At 71.7% G+C, this 18,230-nt stretch carries 15 protein-coding genes and 1 pseudogene; 9 read left to right on the forward strand and 7 right to left on the reverse strand.

The genetic code is table 11. The features are described 5' to 3' along the window. The first annotated feature begins 465 nt into the window (after nt 1-465). The gene (locus ACOBQB_RS09550) at nt 466-1,452 is read left to right on the forward strand and encodes a ScbA/BarX family gamma-butyrolactone biosynthesis protein (RefSeq protein WP_423590575.1); all 987 of its coding nucleotides are present in this window, start codon (nt 466-468) and stop codon (nt 1,450-1,452) included. An 18-nt stretch (nt 1,453-1,470) separates the two neighbouring features. On the opposite strand, the gene ACOBQB_RS09555 is transcribed toward ACOBQB_RS09550, so the two are convergent. Further along, nucleotides 1,471-2,331: an NAD(P)H-binding protein gene (locus ACOBQB_RS09555; protein ID WP_423590577.1), complete on the reverse strand. Its 861-nt coding sequence runs from the start codon at nt 2,329-2,331 to the stop codon at nt 1,471-1,473. A 169-nt stretch (nt 2,332-2,500) separates the two neighbouring features. Between ACOBQB_RS09555 and ACOBQB_RS09560 the strand changes: the two genes are divergently transcribed. Then, entirely contained in the window at nt 2,501-3,178 is a 678-nt protein-coding gene (locus tag ACOBQB_RS09560; RefSeq protein WP_423590579.1) for a ScbR family autoregulator-binding transcription factor, read from the forward strand. Here ACOBQB_RS09560 and ACOBQB_RS09565 read toward each other — a convergent pair. Continuing rightward, nucleotides 3,109-4,710, reverse strand: a complete 1,602-nt coding sequence (locus tag ACOBQB_RS09565) for an FAD-dependent monooxygenase (RefSeq protein ID WP_423590580.1) — start codon at nt 4,708-4,710, stop codon at nt 3,109-3,111. The genes ACOBQB_RS09560 and ACOBQB_RS09565 overlap by 70 nt on opposite strands. A 236-nt stretch (nt 4,711-4,946) precedes the next feature. Here ACOBQB_RS09565 and ACOBQB_RS09570 point away from each other — a divergent pair, with 236 nt between their 5' ends. Together ACOBQB_RS09570 and ACOBQB_RS09575 are read left to right on the forward strand one after the other, a co-directional pair. Beyond that, on the forward strand, nt 4,947-5,591 hold the full coding sequence (locus ACOBQB_RS09570) for a TetR family transcriptional regulator (protein ID WP_423590582.1): 645 nt from the start codon (nt 4,947-4,949) through the stop codon (nt 5,589-5,591). Between the two features lie 92 nt (nt 5,592-5,683). Further along, nucleotides 5,684-6,505, forward strand: coding sequence for an inositol monophosphatase family protein (locus ACOBQB_RS09575; RefSeq protein WP_423590583.1), 822 nt, complete (start codon nt 5,684-5,686; stop codon nt 6,503-6,505). Nucleotides 6,506-7,024: 519 nt separating this feature from the next. Here the strand turns inward: ACOBQB_RS09575 and ACOBQB_RS09580 are convergent. The 3 genes from ACOBQB_RS09580 to ACOBQB_RS09590 form a co-directional block, all read right to left on the reverse strand. After that, nucleotides 7,025-7,189 (reverse strand): hypothetical protein, encoded by a 165-nt coding sequence (locus ACOBQB_RS09580; protein ID WP_423590585.1) that lies wholly within the window; start codon nt 7,187-7,189, stop codon nt 7,025-7,027. Continuing rightward, nucleotides 7,186-7,491, reverse strand: a complete 306-nt coding sequence (locus ACOBQB_RS09585) for a hypothetical protein (RefSeq protein WP_423590586.1) — start codon at nt 7,489-7,491, stop codon at nt 7,186-7,188. Before ACOBQB_RS09585 ends, ACOBQB_RS09580 begins: the two co-directional genes overlap by 4 nt. A gap of 179 nt (nt 7,492-7,670) precedes the next feature. Beyond that, the gene (locus ACOBQB_RS09590) at nt 7,671-8,885 is read right to left on the reverse strand and encodes a helix-turn-helix domain-containing protein (RefSeq protein ID WP_423590587.1); all 1,215 of its coding nucleotides are present in this window, start codon (nt 8,883-8,885) and stop codon (nt 7,671-7,673) included. A 658-nt stretch (nt 8,886-9,543) separates the two neighbouring features. On the opposite strand from ACOBQB_RS09590, the gene ACOBQB_RS09595 reads away from it, so the two are divergent. Continuing rightward, nucleotides 9,544-10,278, forward strand: a complete 735-nt coding sequence (locus tag ACOBQB_RS09595; RefSeq protein WP_423590589.1) for a dienelactone hydrolase family protein — start codon at nt 9,544-9,546, stop codon at nt 10,276-10,278. Nucleotides 10,279-10,593: 315 nt separating this feature from the next. Here ACOBQB_RS09595 and ACOBQB_RS09600 read toward each other — a convergent pair whose 3' ends face one another. Together ACOBQB_RS09600 and ACOBQB_RS09605 are read right to left on the reverse strand one after the other, a co-directional pair. Next, a complete protein-coding gene (locus ACOBQB_RS09600) occupies nt 10,594-10,857 on the reverse strand; it encodes a hypothetical protein (RefSeq protein ID WP_423590590.1) in 264 nt (87 codons plus the stop codon). 268 nt (nt 10,858-11,125) lie between these two features. Further along, nucleotides 11,126-11,263: pseudogene (locus ACOBQB_RS09605) on the reverse strand (hypothetical protein); the annotation flags it as partial. A gap of 635 nt (nt 11,264-11,898) precedes the next feature. Here ACOBQB_RS09605 and ACOBQB_RS09610 point away from each other — a divergent pair. From ACOBQB_RS09610 to ACOBQB_RS09625, 4 genes are all read left to right on the forward strand, one after another. Then, on the forward strand, nt 11,899-12,024 hold the full coding sequence (locus tag ACOBQB_RS09610) for a hypothetical protein (protein WP_423590591.1): 126 nt from the start codon (nt 11,899-11,901) through the stop codon (nt 12,022-12,024). Next, complete coding sequence (locus tag ACOBQB_RS09615; RefSeq protein WP_423590592.1) at nt 12,021-13,193, forward strand: ParB/RepB/Spo0J family partition protein; 1,173 nt, start codon at nt 12,021-12,023, stop codon at nt 13,191-13,193. The genes ACOBQB_RS09610 and ACOBQB_RS09615 overlap by 4 nt, the downstream gene beginning before the upstream one ends. A gap of 374 nt (nt 13,194-13,567) precedes the next feature. Then, the gene (locus ACOBQB_RS09620; protein WP_423590594.1) at nt 13,568-14,350 is read left to right on the forward strand and encodes a thioesterase II family protein; all 783 of its coding nucleotides are present in this window, start codon (nt 13,568-13,570) and stop codon (nt 14,348-14,350) included. Next, the gene (locus tag ACOBQB_RS09625; protein WP_423590596.1) at nt 14,347-18,228 is read left to right on the forward strand and encodes an SDR family NAD(P)-dependent oxidoreductase; all 3,882 of its coding nucleotides are present in this window, start codon (nt 14,347-14,349) and stop codon (nt 18,226-18,228) included. The genes ACOBQB_RS09620 and ACOBQB_RS09625 overlap by 4 nt, the downstream gene beginning before the upstream one ends. Nucleotides 18,229-18,230: the final 2 nt, after the last annotated feature.

Raw genomic sequence — 18,230 nt, forward strand, 5'->3', positions numbered from 1 at the left:
AGGGAAGCGCCGCGCGGCTCGGGGGACAGTCATCGGCGGCCGAGTCCTCGGGCCGGGACATGCGGCGGGCGGGGTCTGACGCGGCCTTGGCCGACAGGCCGGCCGGTGGCGTCGGAACGCGGTCCTTGGTGGCGAGCATGCCTTCCCCCCGGGGCGTGCTGGAGCGCGCCGTGGCTTGGTCATTGCCGCGGCACTTCCGGCCGAAAATATCGGACGGCCGTTTTGTTTGTCGAGTGCCGTATGTGTCCTGCCGCGTCAAGAAAGCATCAGAGTTTCGATACGGCGAGTGTCGAATTTGCCATTCCGTTTTCGCGTACGCCCTGAAGAGGAGATCGCGCCTCCACTTCTCGTCCCGTCCTCTGGCCCGCAACAGCTAGAAATTAAACCGGTTGGTACGTATCTTCAGTCGAGCGAGACGGATGACCAACCGTTCCACGCCGACGATGTCGCGACCCTGGGGGACTCATGTCAACGGGTACGTTCCGCTACGCAGAATCGACCGACCAGTTGCCGCGTCTTATGGCGGAGCTGTCCCGTTATGGCTCCCTCACCTCGACGGTGCCCAAGGAGCTCGTGCACCGCGCCGCCGTGGCGGAAGTCCTGCTCACCGGGTGGGAACGGCGCGACGAGGCCCACTTCACGGTCGCGGCCCAGTGGCCCAGGGGCCACAGTTTCTTCACGCCGGTGAACGGGACGCACTACGATCCGTTGATGGTGACGGAAACAATCCGTCAGGTCGGTTCGCTTCTTGCTCATGCGGAGTTCAGCGTTCCGCTCGGTCACCAGTTCTTGATGCAAGACCTCGAAGTGGCCGTGCGGCCCCAGTACCTGAGCCTGGAAGGCGTCCCCGCCTCCTTGGAGCTGGAGGTCACCTACACCGAGGTCAAGCAGCGCCGCCAGAGCCACGCGGGGGCCCGCTACGAGGCGGTCGTCCGGCGTGACGGGCACATCGTCGCCACGGGCGGAGCCTCGTACACCTGTGTAGGCCCCGAGGTCTACCAGCGCCTTCGCGGCAGCCGGCTCGCCGGCGAACGCCCCCCGCTGCGGCTCACCGCACCGGTCTCCCCGCAGAGCGTGGGCCGGATGTCGCCGATGGACGTCGTGCTCTCGCCGCTGGCCGGGGCCAACCGCTGGCAGTTGCGGGTGGACACCCGCCACCCCATCCTCTTCGACCACCCGGTGGACCACGTCCCCGGCATGGTGCTCATCGAGGCCGCCCGTCAGGCCACCACGGCCGTCCTGCGGCAGGCGTCGCCGAACGCGGTGTCCTTCCTGCCGATCCGTCTCGTCAGCGACTTCCAGCGCTACGCCGAACTGGACAGCCCCTGCGTGATCGAGGCGCACCCGGTGCCCACCGGCGGCTCCGGCGAGGGCCTGGTCCTTGTGACCGGCGAGCAGAACGGCGAGCCTCTCTTCAGCGCCACCGTCGCCGCCCGCCCTGTTCACATGTGACCGCCTGCCGGACGCCCCTCAGGTGACCGGCGCGGCCGACGCGAAGGCGTCGGCGTGATCCTCGGCCCAGCTCCCAAACGACCTGGGCGCGCTGCCCGTCACCGCCCGGACCGTGTCCCCTACGTGCGCCTTGGCCCCCGCCCGCAGGCGCAGCGCGCTCTCCAGCAGCGCCTCCACCACCGCTTCAGGGTGTCTGCGCAGCAGCGACGCGCGCGCCTGGTCCGCTTCCAGCTCCTCGAAGCGCAGCCGCCGGCCGAGCACCTGGCCGAGCTGCTCCGTCTGCTCCACCGCGGTGAGGGGCTCGGGCCCGGTCAGGGTGTACGCCTGGCCCGCGTGGCCGTCCTCGGTGAGGGCGCGCACAGCCACGTCGGCGATGTCGCGCGGGTCCACGCAGGCGTTGGGCGCCCCTCCGTACAGCGCGCGCACCACGTTCTCGGCACGCACGGAGGGGGCCCACGACAGGGAGTTGGACATGAAGGAGCGGGGGCGCAGCAGCGTCCAGCCGAGCCCCGAGGAGGTCAGCGCCGCCTCGCAGTCCCGTTGCCAGCGGGTGATCAGATCCTGTGCCCGCACGTCGACGACGGCGGCCGCGGAGAGCTTCACCACCTGCCGCACCCCTGCCTCGCGGGCGGCGCGCAGGAAGACGTCGTCGTCGCCTCCCGCCACCCGGGTGGTCACCAGCAGGGCCCGGCGTACGCCGCCGAGCGCCTCCCGCAGGCCGGCCGGGTCCTCGTAGGCCGCACGGACGACCTGTACGCCCGGGCGGTCGACGGTGACCCGGGACGGGTCTCTGGCCAGCACGCGCACCGCGCGGTGCGCGGGCAGCCGGTCGAGCACCAGCCGTCCCACCGTGCCGGTGGCTCCCGTCACGAGAATCATGTGTGCCCCCCTTGGCAGGGCCGTCCGGGAACCGGACGCCCGGTCATCATTTTTGGCCGAAGAAAGTCTCGCCGCGGACAGACCTCAGGAGCCGCTCGTTGTAAGATACAGACTTGACGGTTTTTTTGGAGGGGGCTCGCCCCCAGCGACTCTGAGAACGGAGGAGACAGTGGCCAAGCAAGACCGGGCGATTCGTACTCGTCGAACCATCTTGGCGGCAGCGGCGCAGGTGTTCGAGGAACGCGGGTACCAGGCGGCGACCATCACTGAGATCCTTGCCACCGCCGGTGTGACGAAGGGAGCCCTCTACTTCCACTTCGAGTCCAAGGACCAGCTGGCCCAGGGCGTACTGGCGGAACAGGGGCAGAGCCTGAGCGTCCCCGCCCGCAACTGCAAGACCCAGGAGCTCGTCGACACCGTCGCGCTGCACGCCTACCGCCTGCAGATCGACCCGATGGTCAGGGCGGGCGTGCGCCTGTCGCTGGACCAGCAGGCGACCGAACTCGACCGCAGCGGCCCCTTCCTGGGCTGGAGCGAGATCATCCTGAGGCTATTGCAGGAGGCGCGCGGTGAGCTGCTGCCGCACGTGGTCGCCTCCGAGACCGCCGACGTCCTCGTGGGCTCCTTCGCGGGTGTCCAGGCCATGTCGCAGATCATCAGCAACTACCAGGACCTCGGCCACCGGGTCTCGGAACTACTGCGCCACGTCCTGCCGAATGTGGTGCTGGCCTCAGTGCTCGCCACCGTGGACCTCTCCGCCAACCGCGGTGCCCTGGTCTACGACGAGGTCCGTGGCCTCGCGCGGGTGGAAGAAGGGCTGCGCGAGCCCGTCGCCACCGCGAGCTGACGCCGTACGCCGCGCCCGGCCCGCCCCCGACGGGCCGGCTGCCCCGCACGCCCGCCGCGGGTCACATACGCCGCCAGCGCCGGGTGCAGGGCTCCGCCGTCCGAGGCCCAGGCGATGTAGCCGTCGGGCCGCACGAGCAGAGCGGCACAGGGCATCACCGACACCGGCTGGGCCCGTACGACCCGGAGCAGGCCGGGCCACCGCCGCGCGGCTTCCTCGTGCTGTGCACCGTGGCCGGCGCCCAGGAGCAGCAGGAGCATCCGGCCGTCTTGCAGCAGCCGCGTCACATCGGTCGTTCCCGACCGGGTGGTCAGAGCGATGTTTTGCAGGAACGTGCCCTCCCACGGTGAGGGATCGGGGGAGCGGGCCGGCAGTACGGTGTCCTGGGCGCTGAGCATCGCGCCCAGACGGGACCCGCCCTGGTCCTCGGCGAGCAGCCCGCTGAACACGTTGCGCAGTGAGTCGAGGCGGACCTCCGGCTGCATCAGGGAGAGCTGCGCGCGGACGTTGTCGATGACCCGCTCGGCGGCCGGGCGGCGTTCGGTGTCGTAGGAGTCGAGCAGGCTCTCGCTCGCGGCGCCCCGCACGGTGAACGCCAGCTTCCAGCCCAGGTTCAGGACGTCGAGGAGACCCGTGCTCAAACCCTGGCCGCCGACGGGGAAGTGCAGGTGCGCGGCGTCTCCGGCCAGCAGGACGCGGTCTTTGCGGTAGGTGTGCGCGAGCCGCGCGTAGTCGCTGAACCGGCTCAGCCACCGCGGCGCGCTCATGCCGATCTCCCGGCCCATGATCCGCGAGGTCTCCGCGCGCAGCACCTCCAGCGACAAGGGGCGGTCGCGATCGGCGGGGGTGCGTGTGAAGTCGACCGTCCGGATCTGCGTCTTGCCGTCAGGCGCGTCCTTGGTGACGACCCAGCCGTGCGGAGTGCGGTGCCACCCGGCTTCCAGGGCGTCCGGGTCGTCCAGGCGTACGAGGCCCATCATGGCGGAGACGGTGGGCTCGTACGCCTCGCAGGAGATGCCGGCCTGCTCGCGCACGGTGCCGCGCGCGCCGTCGGCGCCGACCACGTAGGCGGCCTCGTACGTCACGGTCCCCTGCGGCCCCTCGGCCACCACCCCTACGCTGTCCGGCTGTTGGCGGACCTCCAGCATGCGGTGCTCCCGCAGGACGCGGGCCCCGTGGGCGCGGGCCCGGCTCTCGAAGAGCCGCTCAAGATCAGCTTGTGCCCGTTTCACTATGGGCTCGGGTTCGCCCGCGGGGGCGGAGATGCGCAGGCCCGGGATGCCGGCGAAGTGGAACGGGCTGCTGACCGTGCCCACCGACGAGGAGAGTTCGGGGGCGGGCAGGTAGCCCCGGCGGGCCAGCGTCTGCGCCGTACGGGCGTGCAACGTGGTGGCCTTGGGTCTCTCCGAGGTGGCGGCCCGGCGTTCCAGGACCACCGTGGCCACGCCGTACCCGCTCAGTTCGGCGGCGAGGAGCATGCCGACCGGGCCGCCCCCGACTACGACCACATCCGTACGTATCGGGCGCACCATCCGGGACTCCTCGTCTCCCTGGCCTGCACACAGCGGCTCGAAATGTACCGGAGCGTCGCTACGGCGTGGGGTTCTCGTGAAGCGTGCACGGACATGGCGCGGCGGCCCGTCGAACGCGGGCGCCGCAGACCGGAGCGCATAGAAACCGGTTCAGCGGTTTGTTAATGTGGGCGTCGCGGAGCCCGGAACCGGCCTGCCGCCCTCACGCCCGCTTCCCGCCGCAACGGAGTGCCGAGATGGCCCAGCAGGACCGCGCACATCGCACCCACGACGATCTGATCGATGCCGCCGCCGAGATGTTCGACCGGTACGGCTTCGCGCCGGCGTCCCTCTCCACGATCAGCGCGCACGCCGGAGTCAGCAAGGGAGCCCTGCACTACCACTTCGCCAACAAGGACGCGCTGGCCGAAGCGGTCGGGCGGGCAGCGGTCCAGCGGCTCGCCCGGATCACCGGCCGCGGCGCGGGCCACCTTGCGGGCGGCGCCCTGCAGCTCCTGATCGACGCCACCCACGACCTCGCCCGCGGACTGCGGGAGGACGCGGTGCTGCGCGTCGGCTTCGGCGTGGGGCGGGTGCCCGGGTGGTGCGGCGCGTCGAGAGACCTCCGCCGCGTATGGCAGGCCTGGGTCGGGGACACACTGCGGCGGGCCGCCGGGGAAGGCGCGATGACGCGGGCCGTGCCGGCGGACGTCGTGACAGCCACCCTGGTGGCCACCACCCTCGGCCTCGGCACGCTCACCGGGCAGCAGAGCCCGCCCTGCCCCGCCGCGGCCGCCGGCACCACCGTCACGACCCTCTGGAACCTCCTGCTCCCACGGCTCGCGGCGGACGGCGTCGCCGGCGCGCTGGTGCCGTCCGGAAGCCCTTGCGCAAGGGCGTAGCCGTGCTCCTGTCCGCAGAGGCCTCCGGCGGCCCGGACCGGATCGCGGCGAACCGCGTCCTGGTGCCTGCGCCACGCGGCAGAATGCACACCATGCCGGATGATCTTGCCCTCGCACAGCAGGCTGCCCTCACCGGTGCCGCGGTGGCCCTGCGCCACCAGGCCCGGGTCGCCGCACTGCGCCCGCACCTCAAGGACGACGGCTCGGTGGTGACCGAGGCGGACATCGCCGTCGAGGAGGAGGTCCGCCGCGTCCTGCTCGCCGGACGGCCGGACGACGCCTTCCTGGGGGAGGAGACCGGCGAGCTCGGCACGGGCTCCCGGCGCTGGATCCTCGACGGCATCGACGGCACGGGGCTGTTCCTGCGGTCGGATGACCGATGGCAGTCGCTGATCGCTCTGGAGGTGGACGGCCGGCTGGCTGTCGGAGTGGCGGTCGTCCCCGCTCAGCACAGGATCTGGTACGCGGCCCGCGGCCGGGGCGCGTTCAGCGCCGATGTCGAGGACGGCCGGCTGGTCCGTACCCGGGAACTGCGGGTGGCCGCACCGGGCGGCGGCCTTGAGGCCTGTGCGCTGGGGGTCGTCCCGCCGGCCGAGATGATCCCCGCGCGCTACCGGGCGCCCGTCGCCGCGCTGACGGCCAGGGCGGCGGCCACCCCGTGGTCGTCGCACGCCGCCCTCCTGGTCGCCTCCGGAGAGCTCGACCTGGCGGTGCAGGTGGGCGGGCAGATATGGGACCACGCCCCGTTGGCGCTCATCGTCGAGGAAGCCGGCGGATCGGTCGGCGGCCTCGGCGGCCTCGGCGGATCGGGCGGCGGAGCCGGCGAACGGTCCCATCCGATGACGGGGGTCGCCGTGTTCGCCGCCGACGAGGCCACGCGCAGGGCCGCGCACAGCGTGCTCGGCTCGGGCTGAACGCCTGAACGCCGTGGCGGACATCGGTGACGACCGCGCGGCAGGGCCCGGCCTGCATCTCGTCTCCCACCCGAGGTCGGCGGTTCCCGGTCACCACTCGCTCGCCTGAGCCAGACAGTGGCGTCCGAGGTCAACCATGCTGATGACTGCCGAGAGGGCGCAGAGGTCGCCGGTGGTGTGCGGCGGCACGGCCCAGTACGTACCGGGCGGGGTCAGGACGTCGGTGCGCGGGACGCCGAGACAGGCTCAGTCCCCAGAAAGGACACCCCCTTGTGCGGCCACACACGCTTGGGGACGCAGGGCACCAGCGCGTAGTAGTGGGTGCTGAAGGCGTCGCAGATCACCGGTCCGCCCAGCATGTCTCCTCTTGCTGCTGACACGGGCACGGGCACGCTTCTTAGGGCACGAGGTCATTCCTTCTCTCCTCTACGAGGGCGGTGGGCGGCCCGCCTCGGGGGTCGGCGACGGGCGGGCCGCCCCGTCCCGGCCGCGCCCCTCCCCAGGGACGCGACCGGGGGTCTAGGTGGGGTACCGGCGGACGGGCGCGGGCAGCCGCGGGCACTGGTCGTGCCGCCAGATGACGGCACCGCCGGCCGAGATGGAGATCTTCACGGTGGCCGTGCCGGGATTCTGCGGGGTGATCGGTTCGTCGCAGTGCCCGCAGTACCGCACGCCCTCGCTCATCGCCGCGCCGTCCGCATGGCCATGCGCAGGGCCTTGCCCACCCGGCAGTGGGTGAGGTCGGCGGCGCACTGCTCGCAGGACTGGGTGTGGTCAAGGAGCGCCCGGTAGATGTGCTCGAAGCCGCACGGGCGGCAGCAGCGGGGGAACCAGCGGCTGACGCTGCCCTGCGCGCTCACCTCGCGACGCTCCCCGAAGTCGACGGCGATGGCGGTGTTGAGGCTGGCCGCACACCACACGCAGCGCCGGCCGCACACCTGATCCTCGGCGAGCCCGGCCGGATCGGGCAGTTCAACCGGCGGCATCGGGAGAGTTCTTGAACCGCTTCCCCCACCGGGTAGTTGGCCCGTGATGTCGCCCATGTCGACTCCTAGTCAGTCGGCCACGCCCCGGGACCGGTCACGCGGTCGCCGGGGTCTCGCCTGACTCATGGAATCGATGTGCTACTTAGCGTGACAGGGACGGAACGTCCCCCTTTTGCGACCTAGTCACCGACTCCCAAGAACTCGGCCAAGGAGCTGAGCCCCGCAGGACGGTTGGGAAGCGCCCAAAGGTCACGCACGATGGCCACCGCCAACGTGTGGTGCTGCATCCACGTCGGCGCCACCCGACGAAGCGACTCAAGGGTCTTTACCGCCCCTGCCGCGTCACCGAGGTCTGTATGGGCTCGGGCCACGTCCAGCAGCAGCCATGTCCGCCATGACGGCGGGGTGTCCTTGCTCAGCCGCATTCCCTTGGCCAGCGTCAGAGCCTCTGCGGGGTGCCCGTACTGGACGGCCAGGCGTACGCGCTCGATCCGTACCGACGACGGGCTGAACACGCTGACCATGCGGCTGTCGCTGCCCTGCGGCAGCCTGGCCACGCGGGCGGCTTCCTTCTCGGCGTGCTCCATCAACGCGGCCGCCCGCTCATAGTCGTTGCTGCGAGCGGCCGACGTGGCGGCGGACATCGTCAGCGCCCCCCAGACTTTCAGGCCGTCAGCGGTGCCCATGAGTCCGTTGTCCTTGATGACGTCTGCGGCGTGCAGGGCGCTACTCAAGGCGTCACCGAGGCGCCCTTGTCGCTGATAGGTCCACGCAACGGAGTTGACGATCATGGGGCGTAGCAGGGGGTCGGAGGAACGGCCCGCGGCATCTACGGCGCGCTCCAAGCTGATGAGCGCAAGGTCTGTCTTGCCCATCCGCACGGCGACGTGTCCGGCGAGTTGCAGGGCCTTGCCCAGTGCCGCGAATCCGGCCCGGCGGCCGTCGTCGTTGTCCGCGGCCGTGGCGGTGCGCGCATCCAAGAGCAAGTCCGGCAGTGCCTTCATCACCGCGCCGAACTCGGCGGCGTGGTACTGCGTCCACCCGTCCGCGATCTGCTCGCGCAGCTGGTCCAGCGAGAAGTCAGGACCTGGTCGTTGCGGGTCCGGCCCCCAGAGCGCCGGCATGATGGCGCGGCGTACAGCCACGAAGCGCGGCCCGTCATTCTCGCCTGCGGCGGTGACTGCGGGCGGATCTCCCAGGAGCGTCGTCAGCTCCACGCCGAGACCGTTGGCCAGCGCGTGCAACGTGGGCAAGCGCGCCGAGTGCTTGCGCCGCTGTTCGAGCTGCTTGATCACGTCCACGGACACCGCGGAGCGCTCGGCCAACTCCTCTTGGGTCAGGGAGGCCAGGCGACGGAGACGTCGGAGAGTTCGGCCCAAGTCGTCGTTTGCCACCCCGTCACCGTACGCCGCAGCGAGAAGGGGCGAGATGGCGCTACTCGCTTGCGTGACGCGTACGACCGGCCGCACCTCGGCGCGGACCGGCCAAGATGACTCCGCGACGAGTTCGCCCGCGCGATGTTGGTGCTCCCGGGTGCTGCGGTGGCCTATGAGAGGCCGGTCATGGTGGGCGCCGCCCTTTTGCGCGAACCCGCTCCACCGGGTGTGGGTCATCCACCCCGTGATGGGCCATCGCCGGTCGAGGAACGCGTACGTCCCACCGATCCATGCCACGCCGATGAGCGCGGGCAGGAACCCGGGGCCGTCCTCCGGGACGAGCGAGCCAAGAGTGGCTTTGTCCACGAGAACCGACAGCACATGTACACGAGTTCGGGAGGCGTCGGCGGTGCGTCGTGTTCGATGTTCACGAGAAACGACAGCGCTAGTGCACCCCACTTCCCGAGTAGCGGCTCTGCGGCGGCGCCACGGAGACTCCGCAAAAACCCGTTGGCGGACGAGGATGACCACTGCTACGTTTCCGGCGGCCGTGCGAGAGATCGAGGAGGTGGTACCCGTGAACGCAGTATCGACATGGGTGCTCCCCTCCGGGGTCACGGTCGGGCGATAGGTCGTCCGGGAGCGCCGTTCAAGCGCACTTCCGAAAGGCACCACCATGGCCCTTCACTTCACTACCGAAAAGTGCCTCGACGACGGCGTCCTCGAACGCGAATTCATTCTCGGTCAGGTCCCCGGCATCCTGTGGACGCCCGCATCCGCACCGGCGCCGCTGATCCTGCTCGGCCACCCCCCGCTCGGACTGCACAAGATGTACCCCCGACTGGTGGCCCGAGCCCGGGCCTGCTCAGCGGCCGGCTTCGCCACTGCCACCATCGAGCTCCCCGGAAGCGGCGACCGGCCCCGCCTGCCCGCCGCCGAGCAGGCCCGCGCCGACCTGCGCCGGGCGATGGAGGCCGGCAAGCCGGTCAGCGACGAGATCATCGACGCCCTCATCCTCCCGCTGGTCGACAAGGCAGTCCCGGAATGGCAGGCCGCCCTGGACGCCCTCCTGTCGCTGCCCGAGATCGGCGGCCCGATCGGGTACTCGGGGGGAGTGATCTCCATCGGGACCCGGCTGGCGGTGGTCGAGCCGCGAATCTCGGCCGCCGTTCTGTTCGCCGGGAGTTTCGTCCCCCGGGCCATGTTCGAGGAGGCCCGCCAGGTCACCATTCCGCTGCATGTCCTGCTGCAGTGGGACGACGAAGGGAACGACCGGCAGGCGGCCCTGGACCTGTTCGACGCCTTCGGCTCCAAAGAGAAGACCCTGCACGCCAACATGGGCGGGCACACCGGCGTCCCGCAGTCCGCAGGCGACGAAGCGGGCCGATTTCTTGCCCGGCACCTGAAGTGAGGCCGCGCCGTCGGACCGGCAGCGTGCGGTAGCTGAGGTCGGCCGGCATGCCGCTCATCGAGAAACAGGTGCCGGCCCTCCGCAGCTCTCTGCACCGTGGACCCCCGCTGAATTTCCGGCAGGGGCCCGTGCTGCCTGAAGTCATGATCTGTTCGATTTCTGCAGAGCTCCGAGTGCTGCCCAAACTCGTGTACATGTGCTGTCGGTTCTCATGAACAAAGCCAAGCCGAGAGCGAGCAGTACGGCAGACAGAGCGACGTGGGGTTCCGGGCGGTGCGAGGGGCGGGCGGCGGTACGGGAGCGGGGGCTTCGCGCTCACCCGACCGGTGTGTTGAGCGCGCGGACCTGTGAGCCGCCGGGCTCCAGCGTCCCCAGGGCCTCGGGGCGGGCCATGCACGGCAGCAGGAGCCGCCAGAACGCGGTCAGCGCCGTGTCGGACAGCCACCCGGGATCGTCGCGCCCGAGCAGCTCGAAGCCGGTGGTCGCCGCGACGACGGCGTCGGCGACCTCGGCGGGTTCGGCCTCCTTGACGAGGAGGGCCTCCTGGGCCGCCTCCTCCAGCAGCTGCCGTACGCACACCCGCCACTCCTGGGGGAGCGTGGGGCCGGGGCTGTGCGGCGCCTCGCAGCTCAGCTTGTACGCCGGCCCGGGCCACGACGTCCCTGCGCAGCCGTCCGGCAAGGGCGTGCGAGGTGTTCGTCAGCCGCTGTAGCGCGTTCATGCCGGGGCGCTGGGAGAGCCAGGCCTCCCGGCGCAGGCTCACGCCCGCCGACGATTCGACGGTGGCGGCCACCGCGGCCTTGTTCTCGAAGTGGAAGTGCAGGGCGCCCTGGCTGACGCCGGCGCTGGCGCTGATGTCGGCCAGCTTCGCCTGGACGTATCCGTACCGCTCGAAGGTCTCGGCCGCGGAGCGGATGAGGGAGTGGCGGGTACGGGCGGCGCGCTCTTGTTTGGTCACGGGTGCTCCTTGATACGGGGACTGCACCTTGAGCTTATAAAACCAGCATAGCGGTTTCGTATTACCTGTCGACGGTCCGCAGGGCCCGACGGTTCAAAAGGGCTGGATGTGAGCGGGTTGGGGCGGATGGTGAGCGCGTGCGCCGGGCGGTCTGCGTGACGCGAGGGGTCCGGGAAGCGCAGTGAGGGGCTTGAAAACCGCGAGGTAGGTATGATTTTCTTCCTTCATCCCGATCGGCACGGTGGGCGTCACGCCGACCGCTGTCAGCTCCTCTCCCTGTGCCCTCGTCCCTGTGTGGGGCTCGCGGGAGGGTGAGAGAACTGCCTGAGCAGGCACTTTGCCTACTCGGTCCGGTCGGGCGGTGCCCATGCGGTTGTGCCGAATCCCCCGAGGCGCAACCGCGTGGGCGCCCGTTCAGCTTCAGCGTGCGGCCCCGGTTTCTGCCGGATTCGGCAAGGCTCTCGATAAAAAACCCGCACACTGGTATTTTCCTAGTCCGAGGTAGCCGCGTCCGTCGAGGGGGAGCCGCGATGCACCGCAGCAGATGCATGTCAAGTGGCACGTACCACCGCCGGCGCACCGCTGCCCGCACGTCCGGCGACAAGGCCCATGCCTGGTACCTACGGGGGACCGGTCAACCACCGGGGAGGAACCACTACGTCATGAACGTCCTGGACGCCCATACCGAGGCCGTCGGAAGCCGGCCCACCGGCAGCGGCCGGACCACGCCGCGCGAGTACGACGCCACGAGCGGCCGCACGGGGCTGCCGGTGGAGGAGGAGCGATGAGCCTGCGACTCGCCGTCCTCACCGACACCGCCCGGCCCACCGCGCCGACAGCCGCCCCCACCTCCGGATCCGCCGCACCCGCACCCGCCACCGCCACCGCCTCCGGATCCGCCGCCACCGCCTCCGCTGCCGCCACCGGCTCCGCATCCGACTCCGCGCCCGCCGAGTCACCGGCCGACCACTCGTCACCGGCCGACCGCCCGTCACCGAACGACCGCCCGCGCGGCCAGCGCGCCACCGTGGCCATCGGCGCGCTGCTGCCCTCCGATTCGCCGCGGGTCGACGGTGAGGTCAACGATCACGTCAAGCTGCTCGCCGAGCTCGACGCCCCGCTGCCGCCGATCCTCGTCCACCGGCCGACGATGCGCGTCATCGACGGCATGCACCGGTTGCGCGGAGCCGAATTGCGGGGCGAGAAGGAAGTCGAGGTGGAGTTCTTCGACGGCGAGCCGGAGGACGCTTTCGCCCTCGCCGTCAGACTCAATGTCGCGCACGGCCTGCCCCTCACCCTGGCCGACCGCACGGCCGCGGCGAGCCGGATCGTCGCCGCCCGGCCCCAGTGGTCGGACCGCCGCATCGCCGCCAACACCGGCCTGGCGGCGAGCACCGTCGCGGCCATCCGGCGCCGTTCAACCACCCAGGGCGGACAGTCGAACACCAGAATGGGGCGCGACGGGCGGGTCAGGCCGCTGCACGCGGCCGAGGGACGGCGGCGCGCCAGCCAGATCATCGCCGCCCACCCCGACGCCTCGCTCCGTGAGATCGCCCAGCGCGCCGGCATCGCGACCGCCACCGCCAAGGACGTGCGCGACCGCATCCGGCTCGGCCAGGACCCGGTGGCGCCGAAGCCCCGTAGGCCGTCGACGGGCGCGACGGCCGCGCAGACCACCGCCTCCCGCGCGGCCGCGGGCCGTGCCGCCACCCGCACGTCGGCCGCCGCCATCAGCCTGATGCTGCCGAACATGGGCAAGGACCCCTCCCTGCGCACCGAAGCCGGGCGGGCCCTCCTGCACCTGCTGAGCCTGCACGCCATCGGCGACGAGGCGAAGTGGAGCCGGCTGGCCCAGAGCGTCCCGGTGCACCGCGCCGGAATGCTCGCCCAGGCGGCCCGCCGGTGCGCCGAGCACTGGCTGCGCCTGGCACACGAACTGGAGATGCGGTGCCCATGACAGCGCGCCCTCTCGCCCCGGGGCGGCGCGGCCGCTCCCGGCCACCCGCCCCCATCGGAGACCAAGGTGAAAGCCGGCCTGGGAAAGAGAACCGGAACACAGGGAAGCGTTCACCAGCACGCACCGCCACGCCATCTTGGCCGGCCCGGCGAAACGACGAGCATCGTCGGTCTCTGCCGGAAGAGGTTAACCAGCTGGTCCATTCAATTTCGGCGCCCGCCCCGGTGAATTTCCCCCCGGCCGCCGACTGCGCGGAATTTACCGAATTCACAGCGAATATTTTTGGAGGAACCGTGCGAGCACAATCGCGGCGCACGCCGGCCCTGACGTCCGCGGCGCGGACCGGGACGTTCGTCGATGGCGAGGCGTGAGAGATGACCGACCATTTCGAGCTGATCGCCGAGACCCCCTACATATGGCGGGCCAGACGGGGCGCTCCCCGCCACCGCCTGATCTGCTTCCCGCACGCGGGCGCCGGAGCGGGTGCCTACGCCGAGTGGGCCGCCCTGGTCCCGCCGGAGATCGAACTCGCGGCCGTCCAGCTGCCCGGGCGGCAGAACCGTATCGCCGAGGACCCGGTCACCGCGGTCGGGCCGCTGGTCAAGGTGCTCACCCAGGCCCTGCGGCCGGTCATGGAAGGGCCGTTCTCCTTCTTCGGCCACTCCGGAGGAGCCGTTCTCGCCTTCGAGGTGGCCCGGGCCCTGCACGCGAAGGGCGGCCCGCGGCCCAGCCGCCTCTTCCTCTCCGCCCAGTCCGCCCCCGGCACCACGGGCCGCGTCAAGCAGCTCCACGATCTCACCGACGAAGACCTCGCCGCCGAGGTCGTCCGGCTGGGCGGCATCGAGCCGGAGATCGCCGCGGACGAGGACGTCATGGACGCCCTGCTGCCGACCCTGCGGGCCGACTTCGACCTGTGGGAGCACCACCAGGTCGGCCCCGGCCCCCGCCTGGACAGCCCCATCACCGTGCTGAGCGGCGCCCTGGACCCGCGGGCCCCGCGGGACACGCTCGACGGCTGGCGCGAGCAGACCGACGGCGCCTTCGACATCCGGCTCTACCCGGGCGGCCACTTCTACTTCCTCAACGACCCGGCCGAGCTGGTCCGGGACATCAGCCACGTACTGCTGGAAGCCGAGAAGGCAGGGAGCCTCTCATGAGCACCTCCGGAGCCCTGGAGCCGTCCCTCATCGCGGAGATGGCCGCCGCCGTCCGGGCCGTGCCCGGCATACGGGAGGCCGCCGCCGTGGTCCGCCAGGGCGCACGGGCGGTGACCTGCGAACTCGACCCGGCCGCGCCGGCCCCGGCGGCCGCCCCGGCCGCGCCGGCCGCCGCCGAGCCCCGCACCGACGGACACCGGCCCACGTCCGAGCTGTACGGCGGTGATCCGCACGTCCCCCAAGGCGGCGCGAGCACGCTCCAGGAGGCGCTGCGCCAGGCCGCCGAGCAGGCGCCCGACAAGGGCACCGTCTACGTACGCGGCGGTCAGGAGCCGCAGTTCCAGAGTTACGCCGAGCTCCTGGCGGAGGCCGAGTGCGTCCTCGCGGGGCTGCGGGCCGCGGGCCTGGAGCCGGGCGACGCGGCGCTGTTCCAGTTCGACGACCACCGCGGCTACATGACCGCGTTCTGGGCGTGCGTCCTCGGCGGGTTCGTCCCCACCCCGGTGGCCGTGGCGACGACCTACGCCGCGCACAACGAGGCCAACCGCAAGCTCCGCAACGCCTGGGACCTGCTGGAGCAGCCCGCCATCCTCACCGACACCGCCACCGCGCCCGCCCTGCGGGAGGTCCGCGCGCTGTGGCACGAGTCGACCGTGCGGGTCCTGGAGGTCGAACAACTGGCTCGGCACGCCCCCGACACGCGCTGGCACGCAGGCGGGGCCCACACCCCCGTCATCAACCTGCTCACCTCCGGCAGCACGGGCGTGCCCAAGTGCGTCCAGCACACCAACGCCTCCGTCGCCGCCCGGAGCTGGTCGGTCATCCAGGGCCGCGGTTACACCAGCGACGACGTCAGCGTCATCTGGATGCCGCTGGACCACGTGACGATGGTCTTCTACAACATCCGCGACGTCTTCCTGCGCAGCCTCCACGTCAACGGAAAGATCGACGACTTCCTCGGCGACCCGCTCATGTGGCTGGACCTCCTGGAGCGCTACGGCGCGACCAACACCTGGGCGCCCAACTTCGCCTTCAACCTGATCAGCGAGTACGCCGACCAGATCGCCGAGCGGCGGTGGGACCTCTCCCGCGTCCGCGAGTTCGCCAACGGCGGTGAGCCGGTCATCGCGGCCAACAGCCACCGCTTCCTGGAACTGCTCGCACCGCACGGCCTGCCCGCCGACGCCATGGCGCCCGCCTGGGGCATGTCGGAGACCTGCTCCGGGGTCACCTACTCCACGCAGAGCCGCGAGGACCGCGCCGCCGGCACGGTCGTCGTCGCCCCCTCCTCCTTCGACGGGGACCTGCGTTTTTCCGCCCCAAACCAGCGTGACCAGCGCGGCGGACAGGACGCGGTGTCCTTCTCCACGGTCGGCGCGCCACTGCCAGGGGTGAGGGTCCGGATCGTCGACGCCGCCGGAGCGGTCCTGCCCGAGGACCGCATCGGCGAGCTGCAGATCCGCGGCGTGACGATGATGCGCGGATACCACGGCAACGACGAGGCCAACCGGGCCGCCTTCGACTCCGAGGGCTGGTTCCGCACCGGCGACCTCGCCTTCGTCCACGACGGCCACCTGGTGATCGCCGGGCGCAAGAAGGACCAGATCGTGGTCCGCGGCGCCAACTACGTCGCCCACGAACTGGAGAGCGTGGTCGAGGAGGTCGACGGCGTACGGGTCACCTACTCGGCGGCCGCGGGCGTACGCGAGGCGGGGGAGGGCTCGGACCGGCTCGTCGTCTTCTTCGTCCCCACCCGCTGGGACGCCGACTCGCTCACCCGCACCTTCCAGGACATCCGGGCCAGGCTCGGCCGCGAGGCCGGCCTGGCGCCCGACCTGCTCGTCCCCGTCACCGTCGCCGAGTTCCCCAAGACCGCCAGCGGGAAGATCCAGCGCGGCGCGCTCGTGGCCGACCTGCGGGCCGGCCGGTTCGCCGACCGGATCGAACAGCCGGAGGAGACCGGGCCGCCGGCCACCGCCTTCCTGCGCCGGCAGTGGTCACGGCTTGAGGACACATCCGACGACACCGACACCGACGGCGTCCGGCTGGTCTTCGCCGAACCCGGCGACCTTCCCCTCCTGGGGCTGGACCAGGGCCGCGTGGTCGTCGTCCGCGAGGCGGCGCAAGGAGAGGGATTCGTCCAGGAGAGCCCCGTCGCCTACCGCGTCCCGCCGGGCGACAGCGCGCACCTCAGCCGGGTCCTCGCCGAGGTCGGCGCCCGGCACGGCCCCATCTCCACCATCGTGTGCACCGCGTTCCCCGGCGGTGGGGGCGAGCGCGCCGACCACACGGCGAGGCTCGGCGAGGCGACCGCCCGGGTGACCGCCCTGATGGCGGCGCTGGACGGCGCCACCTGGCAGGGCGGCCCCCGCCCGCTGCTGCTGCTGCTCACCACCGGGGCCGTCCACGTACGGCCCTGGGACCGGATCGACCTCGGTGTCTGCGCGCTCCCCGGGCTCGTGCGCACCGCCGTCACCGAGCTCGCGCAGGTCACCGTGCGCCACCTCGACCTGCCGGCCGACCGGGACAGGTGGGCGGCCGCCGTCACCGCCGAGCTGGCCGACCGCTCCCGCACCGGGGTGGTGGCGGCCCGCGAGGGATTGCGCTGGCAGCCGCGCCTGCGGCCGGTCCCCGAGGCCGAGAGCCAGGACGCCCCCGCGATCGTCCCCGGCGGCCTGTACCTGGTCACCGGCGGACTCGGCGGCATCGCCCACGACATCGCCGGCTACCTCCTGGCGGCCTACGGCGCACGCCTGCTCCTGGTGGGACGCTCGGCGCCCACCGGCGAGAAGGCGGACAGCCTGGCCGAACTCGCCGCCCTCGGCGAGGTGAGCTACCTCCGCGCGGACGTGGCCGACGCGGCCGCGCTCGCCGAGGCGGTGGGCGCCGCCGAGGAGCGCTGGGGCCGCCCGCTCGACGGGGTGCTGCACCTGGCGGCGGCCGACGTCACCGGCCAGTGGAAGGACCTGGAGCGCCACACGCTGGCGCGGGAGACGCGCCAGACGTTCACGGCCCAGTACGGGGCCAAGGTGGCCGGCACGCTGGCGATCGCCTCGCTCCTGGAGAGCAGGCCCAAGACGTCCCTGATGCTCTTCGGGTCGGTCAACGGGGAGTTCGGCGGCCGCTCCTTCGGCGCCTACTCCGCCGCCAACACCTTCCTGGTGGGCTTCGCCGACCACTGGCGCCACGAGCGCGGGCGTGACGTGCGGTGCCTGGCCTGGAGCATGTGGAGCGACGTCGGCATGAACCGGGGGCAGTCCGAGGCCCCCGCACGGCAGCGCGGCTTCCGAGCCATCGACCCCGACGACGGGCTGCGGGCGTTCCTGTCGGCCACGTCCATGCCGTACCACTACCTGCTGATCGGCCTGGACCTGGAGAACCCGGCGATCCTCGCCGAGCTCGCCACCGACGAACTGAGCGCCCGCGAGGTCCTGGTGGCCTACACGGCCGAGGGCATCGACCCGGAGGCCGTGCACGCGGCCCTGGAGCCGGTCCTGCGCGACTTTCCCGTGCCCGTGCGCATGGTGGAGGTGGCCCGGATCCCGGTGGACGCCGCGGGCGCGGTGGACACCACGCAACTGCTCCTGGACGCCGCGCCCAAGCGGCCCGGCAGCCGGCGCACGTACCAGGAACCCGCGACGGAACTGGAGCGCCGGATCGCCGCGGTCTGGGGCGATGTCCTCACCCAGGCCTCCGTCGGCCGCGACGACTCCTTCTTCGACCTGGGCGGCAACTCGCTGCGCGCCACCCGCCTGCTGGCCCGGATCGACGAGGAGCTGGGCGTCCGGCTGACCGCCAACGAGCTGTACGAGAGCCCCACCGTCGCCGGGATGGCGCAGGCCCTGGAGCGTCAGGCGGAGCCCGTGGCGGCCGGCTAGCC

The organism is Streptomyces sp. G5(2025), from assembly GCF_049542075.1.
Taxonomy (GTDB): Bacteria; Actinomycetota; Actinomycetes; order Streptomycetales; family Streptomycetaceae; genus Streptomyces.